The following is a 15,836-nucleotide window of genomic DNA, read 5'->3' as shown; positions in this document are numbered from 1 at the left end:
ACGGTCAGCCCCATCGGGACACTTGAGCGGAGCTTCCCTACCCGGAAACGATGGAAACTTCAGCTACCTCCGCAACAGACAATCAGAACGAATTTTACCGGAAATACCTCATTCAGCTTAATCTAAATGCGGGTTTCTTTTACGGCGTATGGGGAACGGACATGAGCGAAGAAGAACATCCGGATTACCTGCTGCTCGACCATCAGGATCGGATTCTGCTGGTTACCGCGGGCGAACAGCTACTTCCCCTGATCACCCAGGGCGGGGCAAAGCTGTTTGATGCCGACAACCTGACGGCCTGGATTCAATCGCTCACGGATTTTACGCCCGATGCCGCTCATGATCTGGACTACATGGGTTCTATTTTACGAAGCGAACTGCGGCAGGAACAAATTCTAAACAGCCCAAGTCTGACGAAGGAACTGATCGATTTTATCAACCTGTACGGGGATTACGCCTATTCGCTGGACGACGATTTTCTGGTTGGACTTCACCGGAAGCCGCAAATCCGGCTGTTCTTTGATTACTGCTACGACACCTACTTCTGGACCATTCCGCCCGCCGAACTGGAGCGTCGGCAGGCGTCTTACCTGAAGAAATTTCGGTTTGCAAAATTTAAGTCCGACATGCTGCGGATGCTGACGGTTTTTATCGACCACTGTTCCATCGTGCACTAAACGGCTGGGGCGGGGTTTTTCCTTTTTACGGGGCAAATAAGGCCGTTGAACATAATACCGGAGGCTGAGTTGCCAAGAACGATTACTTTTGGGGTTTGTTTCTGGTGAAAACGACCAGGCGGTTTGATACCCGCCCGCACTAAGCTTCTGGTTCCGAAAGCAGCCAGCAAGTAACATCTTTGCCCGGGTCAAAAGAAAAACTTTAGAATTTTCGTTAAAAAGGCAGGAATCACCCCATTCTGATACACATGGCAGATCAACCCACCGGCTGGTTAGGTAAATTAAGTAATTTCTTGGTGCCCCCGAGTCGGCCCCAAACCCCGGTCGACACCCGGGCGACCAACACGCAGATTCTAAACGAACTGGTGGCGTCGTTTGAGGAATCGATTCCCCGCGAGTCGGTAGGGTCAAGTATGCTGTTCAACGCGCACTTCCTGATTATCCTGCACCCGGATGTCTACGAGGAGCGCGAAAACGCTTTTCCGGTGATTGTCAATGAAGCCGTAAACAACTTCCACACCATCATCAAGGCGCAGAAAGAACAGTTCAAGCAGATTGCGCCGGTGGCTTCAAGCTGGTATTTCAAGTTTGGCGGAGGTCGGGAGTTTGGCGGAGAAACCGTCAACCCGGAAGATGTGAAGGTGGTGGGGGCACTGACGGGGATTCTGCCGGGCAACAATCCCGTTCAGTCGCCGGACAGCGTGCGGGTGACGCGCCGGGTAAAACAAACCAACCGGTACGAAAAAATGGACGTTGATCCGCATACGTTTCAGCACATCGATTTCCGCGAACCGGGCGCTTTTGTGGTTAAGTTTGCGTTTGAAACCCAGGCCACCGCACCCAAATCCGCGCCCGCGGCCCAGGCTGCCAATCCTGTGGCGCCGGAGATACCCCGGAACTTGAACGCCAATACCGGGCTGGCCCAGATTGACTACTACATTGCCGAACTAAACAAGGAAGCGGTTTACCAGATGCGCGACCGGGAAATTGTGGTGGCCCGCAAGGAAATCGACAACCAGCATTTTCCGAATTATTTGCTCGTCGAATCGGCTTACGTGTCCAATCCGCACGCCCGGATTCGCTTCAATGACGCGCAGCAGACTTTTCAGATTGCCTCGTTCAGCCGCAACGAAACCCGGGTCAATGAGCTGCTCATTCCCCGCAGTGAACCCGCCAATCCGCAGTGGTATACGCTCCCGGACAAGGCCCAGATCCTGCTGAACAGCATGGTTACGTTACACTTTCAAAGCCGTCTATAATTCCATGATCGACGCTCTGCTTGTTTTTCTGCTGCTGCTGTTTGTGGCCTTTCTGGTGATCCGCCATTTTCAGGATTTGCCCCGGTAAGGAAACAACAATCGTTTCTGCGAGTTGCTTTTTTAGGCAATTCAATGTGTTAAACCCGTTTCTACGCTACAATGAGTCTGTTAGTAATCGCCGGAAAAACCGATGTTGGCCAGCGCCGACAGGATAATCAGGATACCTTTATCTGCACCCCGATCTGGTCGGACGACAGCGTTTTGCTGGCCGCCATTGACGGGGTGGGCGGTTATGCCGGGGGCGACCGGGCCGCGGCCATCGCCAAGGAGTCTATTGAAAAATACATGGCTACCCCCAACGGCGACCCGCTTTCCATGCTGCGCGAAGCCGTGGTGTTTGCCAACAACCAGATCCACCAGGAGCGGCAGCAGACGCCCCCGCTGGCCCAGATGGCCTGCGTTCTGACAACCGCCGTGGCCGACAGCCGGTTGCGGAAAGTGTATTACGTACACGTGGGCGACACCCGGATGTACCGGTTTCGTGGGGGTACACTCGAAAAATTAACCCGTGATCATTCGCTGGTCGGGATTCGGGAGGATGCCAACGAACTGACCGAAGCCGAAGCCATGCAGCACCCGCGCCGGAACGAGATTTTGCGCGACGTGGGGTCGCTGGCGCACCGGGTTGATGATCCGGATTTTCTGGAGTCGGGTGAAACGGACTTCGAGCCGGGCGACGTACTGCTGCTGTGCAGCGACGGCTTGACGGATATGATTACGCAGGCTCAAATCCGGGCGGTGCTGGGCCGTAAACTGTCGCTCGAAGCGCAAGCTGCGGAATTGATTCGGGTTGCCAATCAGCAGGGCGGTAAGGATAACATTACGGTGGTTCTGGCCCAGAATGGCACGTCCGCCAACCCGGCTACTGCGGTTGCCGACAAAACCGTTACGCAACCAGTGCCGCCCGTCGTGGTCGCGGATAAAACCGTTACGGCGGACCCTAAACCGGCTAAGCGAGGGTCGTCCGGCTTGTGGATTTTGCTGTTTCTGCTCCTGGCGGGGGCCGTCGCCGGAATCTGGTGGTACCAGGACCAGCCGTCCAGCGTTCATCAGGAAGCCGCCATGGATAGTGTGAATACCGTCAGTTCCCAGCCCGATACCCTGGCCACCGCGTCGGATTCCCGGCTGGATTCGTTACTGCAGCAGGCTTACCGGACCCCCGACCATCTGTTGACGCTTCCGGCCGATACGTTTCGGCTCACCGGACCGCTGGTGCTGACGGATTCGTTGCAGCGAATCGTGGGGGGGAATCCGCTCACGGTATTGATGCCCGCCGACACGAGCCGGGCGCCGGTGGCCCTGCAAATCACCCGGTCGGGACCCGTGCAATTGCAAAATATGGTGATTACTGGTTTTAAAAAAGGCATTGAGACCACGCAGGAGGCCCGGATACAACTTTCAAATGTGTACTTTCGTAATGTGGAAACACCCGTTAGTGCGGCTGTTCGGCAGGATACGTTCCGCAATGCCGTGCTGGGTGTTTCCGTTCAAAATTTACTGGAATCTCCCCAACCCCCTCGTCGTTAATGGCTACCGTTCGATTTGATACACGTTTCCCCGGCTATGAAGTGCTCAGTGAATTAGGGCGCAGTAACGCCCGCATTCTCAAGGCGCGTCACCTGGCTACGGGCGATCTGGTGGCCATCAAACATTTTGCGCTCAACACCGACGCTGAAACGCTCCGGCGGTTTCAGCGGGAATCGGCCATTATGACCAGCATTGCCCACCCCAACATTGTAAAAGTTCGGGAAGTGCAACTGGAGGCCGAACTGCCGTACATCGTCATGGAGCTGATTGAGGGAGGGAGCCTGAAAAGTCTCATTACGGGCCAGCACCGGCTGAGCATACCGACCGTCATTCGGCTGGGGCTGCAAATGTCCGAAGCCTTCAAGGCCATTCACCCGCAGGGCATTGTTCACCGCGACATCAAGCCCGAAAACATCCTGTTCCGACCGCTGGCCAGCGGAGAGCTGCACTTTCTGCTGACGGACTTTGGCGTGGCGCGGCTGCACGAACAGTCGAGTACGCTGACGGGCCAGTCGCTGATGACCTACGAATACGCGTCGCCCGAGCAATTCAACGATCCCAAAGCGGTGAATACCGCCACGGATTACTATTCGCTGGGGGTGGTACTCTACGAGTGCCTGCACGGGAGCGTTCCGTTTGCCCTGTCCGATCACTCGGGCATTGTGACGTTTATGAACAAGGTGCTGAACGATGCGCCCCCCGCCCTGACGATTTCTAACCAGGACCCGACGCTGGTTCCGTTTACCGAACTGCTCCAGAACCTGCTGCAAAAAAAGGCGAGTGAGCGTCTGAGCGATCCGGATGAGCTGACGTGGCAGTTGAAGCAGGCCGAACTGAATTACCTGCAGGTGAGTCGGACGGGGTTTGCGCCCCGAACCACGGTACCCACACCCAACGTACCCGTCGTGGACGTGGAAGCGCCCAAACCAAACGTGACGGCCCCGTTGCCGCCCGAGGTTCGCGCTGAAACACCGGCACCCGCTCCCCTGCCGCCCAGGAGCTCGTCCGGAGGTGGCTGGAAGTGGGCGGTACTGGCCCTGGTGGTACTGCTGGCCGGAGCCGGTCTGTATTACGCGTTTACCAAGCCGGGTGCAGAACCGGGAACCCAGCCGACCCAAACCGCCCGCCCAACCGCCGACTCCACCGCGGCCCCAACCGAAACGGCGGAGGCCACGGAATCGGATGCCGATACAGATACGCCGGTTGTGCCGGAAGTGGACACCATGCAGCAACGGCTGGAGGCCGAAGCCAAACGGCGGGAGCAGGTCCGGACTCAGGCCCAGGCTGCTGCCCGATCGTTGAATGCCGAGGTTATCGATTACAGCGTGGGCCTGCTCGGCGGCATCCGCAACGTGCGCGTGCAACTCGATAATCCCAGCGACATTACCTTTCCGTCCATTGCCGTCCAGATTAGCTATTATAAGGACAATGGCGGACTTTATACAACGCAAAAGATTTTTTTCAACAACGTCAAACCCAATTCATCGCGCATTCAGAAAGCACCGTCCAGCGACCGGGGAACCCGGGTCACCTGCAAAATCCTGAAATACGATTTGCCCAAGGAGCTGGATTCATCGATGAATTTGGTACCGATCGACTCGATAAACTAATTTGGCAATGCCAACCGTCAGCGTTAACACTCACTTTCCAGGCTACGAAATTATCGGCGAAATAGGCCGCTCCAACGCGCGCGTCCTGAAGGCCCGGCACCTGGCATCGGGTGAACTCGTAGCCATCAAACATTTTGCGCTCAATACCGATGCTGAAACGCTCCGGCGGTTTCGGCTCGAATCCGAATTAATGACCAACATCCGGCACCCGAACGTTGTCAGTGTTCGGGAAGTAGCGCTGGATCTGGCCATGCCCTTCATCGTGATGGAGTGGGTGGAAGGAGGCAGTCTGCGGACGCTCCTGAAAGAAAAAGGGCATCTGGACGTTCCGGGCACAATCCGGCTGGGATTGCAGATGGCCGAAGCCTTTAAGGCCATTCACCCGCAGGGCATTATTCACCGCGACATCAAGCCCGAAAACATTCTGTACCGGCTTCTGCCGAGTGGCGAATACCACTTTCTGCTGACAGATTTTGGCGTAGCCCGGCTGCGCGAACAGACCCAGACCATGACGGGCCAGTCGCTGATGACCTACGAGTACGCGTCACCGGAGCAGTTTGATAATCCCCGGGGCGTCGATGTGGCCACGGATTATTACTCGCTGGGGGTGGTGCTCTACGAGTGTCTGGCGGGCCGGGTGCCGTTTGCCATGACCGACAGTGCGGGCATCGCGTCGTTTATGACCCAGGTGCTGCGCACCGATCCGCCCGCTTTAATCACGTCAGAACCCTATCTTCCGCCCAGCCTCGAAACGCTCATCAACTGGATGCTGACCAAAGACCCGGCCCAGCGCCTGAGCGACGGCAATGAGCTGCGGCTCTTACTGGGGCAGGCCAATGTGGAGCAGTTGCAGGCCAGCCGTTCGGGCGTCCGTTCGGCCCCCGCTCCGAAGCGGACCCTGGTGGCTCCGGCACCCGTAACTCCGCCCGTTCAGCCCGAACCGTACGCGTACGAAGAAGAAGCAAAACCGGGCGTAAACTGGTCGTGGGTGGCGTTGGGAGCGGCTGTGGTCATTGCGCTGATTGGCGTTTACTTTTTCTACCGAAGCCAGCAGGCGACAACGGGTTCTGGTATGGCCGCGGATTCCACCGGTATGGTCGCGGATTCGCTGAATTCGGGGCTTATGCCGGTTGATTCGGCTTCGGAGTATCAGGAAGACGTCACGACCGAGGAACCGGCCGTCGATTCCACTGCTGCCGACACCAGCCGGGCGGTCCCTGCCGATACAGTGAAGCGGACAACGGCGCCTACACCGCCCCCCACGACGGCTCCGGATTCAACCCAAACGGTTACCGACACGACCCGAACCACCAACTAATTGTTTTTCAAGCTTAGTTCGTAACGAATGAAATCAGCCCCTGTGTCGTCCGGCCGGTTGTACCTGGCCGGGGCAACGGTTATGTTGCTCCTGCTGTTTATCCGGCTGTATGTCAACCTGCTGCCCAATCTAAATCAGGCCCAGGAAGCGCTTGCCAGTGGACGGGCCCTGACGCTCACGCCGGGCGTCAAATCGGCCGCCCTCCAACGGCTTCTCACCACGGGTAACTACTACTCGGATGAGAAGGACCGGGCGCTGGTGGCCGACTCGCTGGCCGCTAAACTGGCGCTAAATGATTCGCCGGAAAATCTGGGGGCTATCAACAAACGGCAGTTTTCGGTGCTGGCTCCGCTGCCCTGGCGCAGTTCAGTGGGCGGGGCCGATTTTCAGAGCCGGTTGCAACTGTCCCGGCAGCAAATGGGTTTCGACTCGGTGCTGTACGTCCGGGAGCGCACGAACCCGAAAGCGTATGCCCCCACGCTGGCAATTGGTGGCGGAACCCGTTCGATCGGTGGCCGGGTAACCCGGGAGGACGAGCCCATGTCGGGGGTGCTGGTACAGCTCAAACGCCACCCGCCCACGGCCCAGCCTGACACCTTGCAGGACCGGTTTTTCTACACCCGCACCGACGCCGACGGTCAGTTTTCGTTTACCGGTCTCAAGGTGGATTCGGCCTACAGCGTGGTGCCCCTCAAACCCGGATTTGAATTCGGAAGCCGCCGGGGAACGAGTCAGCTGACGAGCGATCAAACGTTTACTTTCTCGGCGCGCCCGCACCAGCTTCGGCTGATCGGTTCCGTCGCCTACGGCCAACTGAAAGCCGACCAGGCCCTGGTGGTGCGGACACCCACGGCTTTTACGTGGCAATTCTGGGGCATCGTTGCCTTGTTCATTATGTCCTTCTGGGCGGTGCAGGGCTTCTGGTCCCTCCGACGGTTTAACTCCGATCCGTTGCTGTTGCCGGTGCTGATGTTGCTCACCGGCATCTCCGTTCTGACGCTGCTGGCTATTCAGGACCCCTTGCAGGACACGCTTTACGCCTGGCAAACGTTTCAGGGCGTGGCGATGGGCCTGATTGGGATGACGGTTTTATCTCAACTAAACGTCGGCCGTTTTTACGCCGACTGGCGGTTCGACTGGCTGTTTGCCTTTGCAAACCGGTCGTCCGTGCGGCTGTCGGGCTGGACCTGGCTGGTGTTGGCAATCGGTCTGGCCGTGCTGACCCTGCTCATCGGTACTGGTCCGGAAGGCAGTGGCGTTCGGGTGAACCTGTCGCTGCTCGGCCTGACGTTTCAACCCAGCGAGATCACCAAATACCTGTTGTTGCTGTTTTTTGCCGGTTTTTTTGCCGCCAACGAACAGCAAATCCGGGAATTACCCGATTTGCGCTGGCGGTTTTCGGTCAGTTTCGGGGCGCTGGCGGGAGCCGGTTTGCTCATGTTGCTGTACCTGCTGCTGGGCGACATGGGACCGGCCCTCGTCGTCTGTTTTACGTTCCTGTTGTTCTACAGCATTGCCCGGGGCAACTTAGGGATCACGCTCGCAACGGGCGTGGGCTATAGCGTTGCGCTCTGGCTGTTGCCCGGCTGGCTGGCGTTGTTGCTTAGTTTCGGCGTTTTAGTGGGCTACCTGTTCTGGCGGGGCGATGCCCGTTCGACGACGGGCCTGGGCTGGGCGGCTTTGCTGACGGAAGCACCCGTGCTGCTGCTGCTGATTATGGCAATGTTTTCCTTCGGTGATTTGCTGCCCTACGTGGGCGACCGGCTGGCCGACCGCAAAGCCATGTGGCTAAGTCCCTGGAACAACGACGTGTACGGTGGTGACCACCTGGCGCACGGTTTCTGGACCCTGGCCTCCGGCGGCTGGACCGGGCAGGGTCTGGGCAAGGGCTTCGCGGCTGCCATGCCCGCAGCCCATACCGATATGATTCTGCCGAGCGTGGGCGAAGAGCTGGGTGGTCTGGGCGTCATTGCTGTATTTCTGCTGTTTGGCATTTTGCTGCACCGGGTTTTCCTGCAAGCCCGTCGAGCGGGTCAGCCGTTTAGCTTTTTTCTGGTGGCCGGTATTGCCATCGCGACGGGTGTTCAGTTTCTGATTATTGCGGGCGGGTCCATTGGTCTGCTGCCGCTGACGGGAATCAGCGTTCCGTTTCTGAGTTACGGCAAGATTTCGCTTATTTTTAACCTGACGGCGATGGGGGCGGTTTTCAGCGTCGCCCACCGGCCCGGTCAGGTTGCCCAACGGGAGTACCTTGAAAAGCATTACGACGCGGTTTTGATGGCTGGTATTTCGGGCTTTCTACTGGGTGTCGTCATGCTGATCGGGCGGCTGTTGCCGGTGATTGGCTGGCGCGGAGATGAATACATTGTACGACCGGTGCGGGTCGTAACGCGCTTCGGCGATCCCGTTTACAGCTACAACCCGCGCATCGAGCGACTGACCCGCAAACTGGCTTCGGGTACCATTTACGACCGCAACGGTTTGGTGCTGGCCACCAGCGAGCCGGAGGTAGTGGCTCAACAGGCCGGGAAACTGCGGCAAAGTGGTCTGAAATCGGACGACCTAAACACCCTCGTTCAGAAGCGGCTGCGACGGTATTACCCCTTCGGCGACCACCTGTTTTTCTGGGTCGGCGACCTCAATACGCAACTATTTTGGGGGCAAAGCAACGGCTACTACGCGGAGGCCACGCATTTCAGTGAGCTACGCGGTTTCAACAGTCGACCGCGTAAAACGGATATTGTAACGACCGAGTACCGCGCCGACCGGTTCAGCCAGCCGGTTGAGCAAACCCGGACGCTGACGGTATACGACTACCGGGAACTGGCACCGGCGCTGCGGGCGGGCATCGACAGCCGGGAGGTGGAAGAACGCAAGGCCAAAAACCGGGATCTGAAGCTGAGCATCAACGCTGAATTACAGGTGGCGCTGCAAAAAGGGCTGGCAACATCGGACTACCGCAATCACCGGCTTTCGGTGGTGGTCATGGATGCCGCTTCGGGCGATGTGATGGCGTCGGCGCTGTATCCGCTGCCCAATCTGAAAACGCCCGAACCCATGCTGCTGGGCGATCGCGACCGGCTGAAACTGCCTTACCTGGTCACGGAGCGTGATCTGGGCATGACGTACGCGACCGCCCCGGGGTCCACGGCGAAAATCTTGACGGCGATGGCCGCCTTTAACAAACTGGGTGCTTCGGCTTCCGGCGTCAGTTACCCCGTCACCTGTCAGGAAATCATCCGGCGCGGTGTCCGCGAGTCGGAACCCTGCGGGGAATCCGTGGACATGAAACGGGCCATCGTCCGGTCGAGCAACGTCTACTTCATCCGACTGGCGAACGAAAACAAACTGGACGATCAACTCGCCGACTTGTATCTGAAAACGGGCATGAACGTCGACCTGATCGGGGGGTATTCGTACGCCGATACGCACACGGAGCCGGAACAAAAGCAGATTCGGCAGCACTGGCGCGATTCATCGTTTGTGGTCCGGCGGAATCTTTACCAGAGCAACCGGTATCCCCGGCGTTACCGGGGTGAATTCTCGGGGCTGGCCTGGGGACAGGGGCAGCTTACGTCCACCCCCGCGTCGATGGCCCGGATGGCCGGTTCCATTGCTAATGGGGGCGTGTTGCAGCCCTCGCGGTATGTGCTGAATCTGGCCGGAAAACCGCAGCCGGTTCCGCAGGGCGAAACCATCGGTCGGCCAGCGTACGCGGAACAACTCGAAGAATTCATGATCGAACAGTCGAACCCGCGGGGTGGGCGCAACAAGATCAGCGCGGTTAAGGTAGCCGGTAAAACGGGAACGCCCGAACGAATTGTGCTTGGCGAGAAAGTTAACGATGGCTGGTACGTGTTTTTTGCCCCCACCCCCGACCGCCGGTCCAAAACCATCGTCTGCGTCCGGATCGAACTGGGCGATTCGTCGGGCGATGCCGTGCAATTGGCCAATACCGTTGTGGCACCGATCTTACAAAAACGGGGTTATTTAGGGAGTTTTTGATCAACCAACCGTCACGCATCATGGGTATTCTGGAAACCGTTAAAAACTTGTTTGGCTTTTCGTCGAGTCCTTCCGCGCCGTCGACCACTCCCCCGGTGGAGCAGGAGCGTGCGCCCGTGGCACCCAAACCCAGGCCGTCGGGACCTCCGCCAGCCGCGCAGCGACGCAACCAGATCATCCGGTTTGTGATCGAGAAGCTGCGGGCGTATCAGAACGAACCCGACAACGCGCCCATCGGTCTGCGGCTGTTTGTGCTGAGCGAAAACACTGAAGATGAGGAAGTTTTTCGCGTGGCGCTGTGGGCCGGCCAGCCGGGTAAATTCCGGAGTGAACTGAATCGGCACCTGGCCGACAATTACATCACGCTGGCGAAAGACTGGCTGTTTGAGGTGGAATTCTTCCGGGATCAGTTGCCAAACAGCACCTACCGGGAAGGGAATCTGGGGCTGGTGGTCCTGGACCTGAAAAAATCCGATGGTCCGGTGCAATTGGCGTCGGTCAGAACCCTGGTGGGGCAGACGGAACAGGAAGTATACGCGCTCGATCCCGCCCAAAAGGCGCTGTTTTACATTGGTCGGGGACAGTCGACCCAGACGGCTTCGGGGCGGGTTCGGGTCAACGACATTGTAATTCTGCCCGACGACGCCCCCGGTTTTGACCCGCAGAAAGGCGCCGGGAACGGGGCCGTAAGCCGGGCGCACGCAACAATTCAGTACAACCCGGCTCAGCGGAAATACGCGCTGCTGGTTGATCCGGGCGGTCTGCCTGCCAACGGCAACAAAACCAAAATCATGCACCCGGACGATACCATCGAGCGGGCGGATATTCTGGGCGTGACGTACCCTCTTCAGTCGGGCGACCAGATTGAGCTGGGCGGGGAGGTGACGCTTCTGTTCGAGCTTCGTTAAACGGTTTTTGCTTCTCACTTCCGTTAACCGGATGCATAATTTGGAAGCTGATTTCCCTGGGACCTCCGGAAAAAAAGAATCCGGCTTACAAGGTGAATTCGCGTGTTTTACTGGCGGTATAGGCAGCGATGTGCACCTGGGTACCAAGTTGTTGAATCGTCTGGTGGTTTTCATCCAGCGAAAAGCCGTCATACGGACCGGCGGGTAAGACAAAATTCGGAATGGCTGACGGTCGTATAGCCAAACGGCCGGATGAGCGCCTGTGTGCCAAGCGCTACCTGGGTGTTTAAGTGACAAGACAGGCGGCTGAAAATCAAAGTAGAATAGCGGCTGCACCTAACTTTTCTCGGCCCGATCGGAGCGCGATCGCATCAGGAGCAATTAATCCGGACCCTCCAAGTACTGTGACCGTCAGCTTCTTTCGACGGATTTGGAAGAGGGGTGCGGCTGTACTCATTCGTTCACGGGTCCTTGTGACTCCGGCGCATCACCTGCTCGGACGATTTAGCCGTTTTCAGTTCCTGGAATTACGACGATGGCTCTCCATCCACCAGCCTGTACCGACACCGCATCTGGTTTCGGTGCGGGCCGAGGAAATAGAAAGGCTGGCTCGCGTTGTCCGACAAAACACAGCGTCGGGATCGTTGCTGGCCCTGGACGCCCGGGGAACGCTCGGGGCGCATTTGCTCCATGCAGCCGTGTTTGAGGGTTCGTTTTATCGGCTTATTTTGCTGAATTAGCTGGTGTCGTACCAGTCGGTAATCGACGAACGATTTTACAAGAGCAAATCCATGCCCTCGGCGGCCGGCAGTGCCCTGCTGGTGTACGATCTGCCGGTACTGGTAGCTGCATTGGCTAACCGAAAGCGCTTGCTGGTGAATCCGGTTGATGCCACTAACCCGGGAATCAGTCCTGAGAGAGCCCAGATTATTTATGGGAAAGCAGCTGCCAAAACCAGCTAACCATTCTCCACGCTGTCAAGCCGGAGCAGTACACCAGCACCATTACTTACTGGTTCAAAAAAAATTACCAAACTGCATGGGAGGTAGCAGAGCGAATAAATCCTCAGCCTTCCGATGCTCGAACACGCTAGTCATAAAGTACTAACCGGAGTGTAGGTAAGGGGTTGAAAAAGAGTAAACTCTGACCGTTAAAAAGATCATTGTTTTTTCTCTGTCAAGATGATGTAAACCGTTGTAACTTTATATCATCGTAAGCAGATTTATCCAGTGTTATTTAAACCTTATTTTCAACGTGTATGGATCGGAAACGTATACCTTTCTTTTCACAGGCAGGACTCTTTGTTCTCTCATTTTCCTGCTTTCTATGTCTTAATACGACGAAAGCTTTGTCTGGCAAAACAACTATAAAAGTCTTCGCTATTTTGCAATCGCAGCCTGCCGCCGGACCGGTGGTGGCACGCATCAACGCGGGCGGTCCGGCGGTGGTCAGCAACGGGGTTTCCTGGAGCGGGAGCCAGTACTTCACCGGGGGCAAAACCTACACCAATACCAAGGTGACATCCATTGCCGACACCGAGGACGACGTGCTTTACCTGACCGAGTACAGCGCCACGAGCAACCTGGGCAGTTTTGGGTTTGCCCTGCCGGTGGCGGTGGCGGGACAGTACACGGTGCGGCTGCACTTTGCCGAGATCTACTGGGGAGCCACTGGGGGCAAAGCCGGAGGTGCGGGTCAGCGGGTGTTCAGCGCGAACCTGGAAGGAGGAGCTGTGGAGCTGGCCAACTACGACATCCTGGGGGAGGTGGGCAGCATGAGGGCGGTGGTCAAGACGTTTGAGGTGGGGGTAAATGATGGGGTGCTCAACATCGACTTCACGGCCTCGGCCAACCAGCCCAAGGTCTCGGCCATCGAGGTCTTCGGACCGGCTGTTAGCACGAACAACCCGCCGGTTTTAGCAAGCATCGGCAACCAGGCCGTCAATGCGGGCAGTGTGCTGAACGTACCGCTGTCGGCGACGGACGTGGACGGGGATGCGGTGACGATCACGGCCAGCACCCTGCCAGCTTTTGCCAGTTTGAGCAACAACGTGCTGACGTTTGCCCCGGGCGCCCAGGTGTCGGGCAGTTACTCGATTACGGTGCGGGCCACGGATAGCCGACTGGCCACGGCTGAGCAAACCTTTACGCTGCTGGTCAACGCGGTCCCAGCCACGGGAGTGACCGTTACCCATTTTACCCTGATCAATGCCACCACAGACCAGGAAATACGCACCCTGGCGAATAACGAAGTAATCAACCTGGCTACCTTGCCAACGACGAATCTAAACATCCGGGCTAATACCAATCCGACCCTGATCGGAAGCGTCCGAATGGTCCTGAGTGGTCAGCAGAGCCGCACGCAGACCGAAACGGGTGCGCCCTATGCCTTATTTGGGGATAGCAATGGTAATTTTAACAACTGGACGCCCGCTTTAGGGAATTATACCTTACAAGGAACGCCGTATACCGGAGCCAGTGCAACAGGCACGGCCGGGCCGGTTTTAACCGTCAATTTTTCCGTTGTTAACCAATCGGTGAGCAACCAGCCGCCGACGCTGGCGACGCCGATACCCGATCAGACCGCTAGCATTGGCACGGCTTTCTCGTACAGCTTTGGATCTACCACCTTTACGGACGCCAACGGAGATGTTCTTACCTATTCCGCTACGCTGGAAAATAACACGGCGCTGCCCGGCTGGCTCACGTTCGCGAGTGCCACCCGCACCTTCAGTGGAACCCCGCCCGCGGGAAGTCCGGCCAGCCTTGCCGTGAAGGTAACCGCCAGCGATGACAAGGGAGGAACCGCCAGCGACAGCTTTTTGATCACCATCTCTTCGGCCATCGGTACCTGGCAGACTGTGGTGCCTACTTCGGGGCAACCAACGGCCCGGCAGGAGGGAGCTTATGTGCAGGCCGGGGATCGCTTTTACCTGATGGGAGGGCGCGGTATCAAACCCGTTCAGGTCTATGATCCCGTCAACCGAACCTGGGTGAACGCGGCCGCTACACCCATCAATCTGCACCATTTTCAGGCGGTAACGCTGGACGGTCTTATTTACGCCATCGGCGCAATGACCGGTAATTACCCCGCCGAACCATCTGTTCCCCAGATCTATATTTACGACCCAAGAGCGAATAAATGGCTGGTTGGACCCGAAATACCGGTAGCCCGGCAGCGCGGATCGGTCGGTCTGGCGCTGTATAACAACAAATTTTACCTGGTGGGCGGGAACACGAAAGGGCACAGCGGGGGATACGTCAACTGGTTTGATGAGTACGATCCGGCGACAAACACCTGGCGGGTTTTACCGGATGCCCCCCACGCTCGGGACCACTTTCAGGCCGCGGTTGTGGGGACTAAATTATACGCAGCGGGTGGTCGGCGCAGTTCGTACAACACCGGTCAGACGTTCACGCTAACGGTGCCGGATGTGGATGTGTATGATTTCACGACGGGCCAGTGGTCTACGCTCGCCAATCCCATCCCAACCCAACGGGCGGGTACTTCAACCGTCGTGTTAGACAATGAAGTGATTGTGATCGGTGGGGAAAGTCCCCAACCCACGGCGCACAAGGAAACCGAAGCCCTGAACGTTACAACGGGCGTCTGGCGTCGGCTGGCCGACCTGCAGCAAGGGCGGCACGCGACCCAGGCGATTGCCAATAACGGCTCCATTTACATAACGGCGGGTTCGGGGGCACAGGGCGGCAGTCCGGTTCTTTCTTCGCAGGAGGTATTTTACAAAACCGTACCCACTACGCCAACGGGGCTACCGGTTGCCCAGGGCCAATTGACCACGCCGGCCAGTGCCTCGTTGGGTCAGGTCCAACTCAACACCACCAAAAATGCGGTCGTTACGGTATCCAACAGCAGCGGCAACCAGGCCATTCTGCTTTCGTCGCTCACGGTTTCCGGCAGCACGGAATTTACGGTTCAATCGCCGTATAAGCTGCCATTTGTTGTGCCGCCCGGCAAAAGTGTGGCGGTTACGGTAAGTTTCAAACCGTTGTCGACGGGCAGTAAAACCGGGACGTTAACCATCCTGCATTCGGGAACTGGCGGCAGCAAGGCCGTATCCCTCGGTGGTACGGGAGTGACGACCGCAGCTAGTGCCAGAACCCTGTCAACGCCGGATGGCCGAGGTCCATCCCTGCACGCTGATGGGCTGAACCTGGATGATTTGCTCGAAAAAGCGGAGCGGCCAATTACGTATTATCCAAATCCGTTCACGCATTCTTTAACGATTCAGACCGATGGGCAGGGCTCCGTACCGGTGGCGCTCTACGATTTGTACGGGCGGGTGGTTATGCCGCCTGCCGATGTACAATCGGGCCAGCGCGTTAATCTGGGTAGTGAGCTGGAAGCGGGGGTCTACATCCTACAGGTAGGCACCGGTCCGAAGGCAAAACGGTATAAGCTGGTGAAAGTCCGGTAAGCGGTTTGCGGTGAACACTGAAGCCACCCGGCTT

At 57.6% G+C, this 15,836-nt stretch carries 11 protein-coding genes; 10 read left to right on the top strand and 1 reads right to left on the bottom strand.

The features are described 5' to 3' along the window. Window positions 1–50: 50 nt before the first annotated feature. The 7 genes from OQ371_RS23595 to OQ371_RS23565 all read left to right on the top strand — a co-directional run bounded on the left by OQ371_RS23595 (window position 51) and on the right by OQ371_RS23565 (window position 11,364). Window positions 51–677 (top strand): hypothetical protein, encoded by a 627-nt coding sequence (locus OQ371_RS23595; RefSeq protein ID WP_265990818.1) that lies wholly within the window; start codon window positions 51–53, stop codon window positions 675–677. A 248-nt stretch (window positions 678–925) separates the two neighbouring features. Further along, window positions 926–1,936 (top strand): FHA domain-containing protein, encoded by a 1,011-nt coding sequence (locus OQ371_RS23590; protein ID WP_265990817.1) that lies wholly within the window; start codon window positions 926–928, stop codon window positions 1,934–1,936. Between the two features lie 159 nt (window positions 1,937–2,095). After that, window positions 2,096–3,523 carry a PP2C family protein-serine/threonine phosphatase gene (locus OQ371_RS23585; protein ID WP_265990816.1) on the top strand — a complete coding sequence of 476 codons (1,428 nt, stop codon included), beginning with the start codon at window positions 2,096–2,098 and terminating at the stop codon, window positions 3,521–3,523. Further along, complete coding sequence (locus OQ371_RS23580; protein ID WP_265990814.1) at window positions 3,523–5,133, top strand: serine/threonine protein kinase; 1,611 nt, start codon at window positions 3,523–3,525, stop codon at window positions 5,131–5,133. Before OQ371_RS23585 ends, OQ371_RS23580 begins: the two co-directional genes overlap by 1 nt. A gap of 7 nt (window positions 5,134–5,140) precedes the next feature. Beyond that, window positions 5,141–6,451 carry a serine/threonine-protein kinase gene (locus OQ371_RS23575; RefSeq protein ID WP_265990813.1) on the top strand — a complete coding sequence of 437 codons (1,311 nt, stop codon included), beginning with the start codon at window positions 5,141–5,143 and terminating at the stop codon, window positions 6,449–6,451. Window positions 6,452–6,478: 27 nt separating this feature from the next. Next, complete coding sequence (locus OQ371_RS23570; protein ID WP_265990811.1) at window positions 6,479–10,456, top strand: FtsW/RodA/SpoVE family cell cycle protein; 3,978 nt, start codon at window positions 6,479–6,481, stop codon at window positions 10,454–10,456. Window positions 10,457–10,476: 20 nt separating this feature from the next. Further along, window positions 10,477–11,364: an FHA domain-containing protein gene (locus OQ371_RS23565; RefSeq protein WP_265990810.1), complete on the top strand. Its 888-nt coding sequence runs from the start codon at window positions 10,477–10,479 to the stop codon at window positions 11,362–11,364. 85 nt (window positions 11,365–11,449) lie between these two features. On the opposite strand, the gene OQ371_RS23560 is transcribed toward OQ371_RS23565, so the two are convergent. Next, window positions 11,450–11,608 (bottom strand): hypothetical protein, encoded by a 159-nt coding sequence (locus OQ371_RS23560; RefSeq protein ID WP_265990808.1) that lies wholly within the window; start codon window positions 11,606–11,608, stop codon window positions 11,450–11,452. A 229-nt stretch (window positions 11,609–11,837) separates the two neighbouring features. Here OQ371_RS23560 and OQ371_RS23555 point away from each other — a divergent pair, with 229 nt between their 5' ends. From OQ371_RS23555 to OQ371_RS23545, 3 genes are all read left to right on the top strand, one after another. Continuing rightward, a complete protein-coding gene (locus tag OQ371_RS23555) occupies window positions 11,838–12,104 on the top strand; it encodes a hypothetical protein (protein ID WP_265990806.1) in 267 nt (88 codons plus the stop codon). A gap of 51 nt (window positions 12,105–12,155) precedes the next feature. Beyond that, window positions 12,156–12,326: a hypothetical protein gene (locus tag OQ371_RS23550; RefSeq protein WP_265990805.1), complete on the top strand. Its 171-nt coding sequence runs from the start codon at window positions 12,156–12,158 to the stop codon at window positions 12,324–12,326. Window positions 12,327–12,748: 422 nt separating this feature from the next. Continuing rightward, window positions 12,749–15,802 (top strand): Kelch repeat-containing protein, encoded by a 3,054-nt coding sequence (locus OQ371_RS23545; RefSeq protein WP_265990804.1) that lies wholly within the window; start codon window positions 12,749–12,751, stop codon window positions 15,800–15,802. Window positions 15,803–15,836: the final 34 nt, after the last annotated feature.

The sequence above is a fragment of the Larkinella insperata genome, from assembly GCF_026248825.1.
GTDB lineage: Bacteria > Bacteroidota > Bacteroidia > Cytophagales > Spirosomataceae > Larkinella > Larkinella insperata.
The sequence above is the reverse complement of the archived record's forward strand: the minus strand, read 5'-3'. Positions and strand labels throughout refer to the sequence as shown.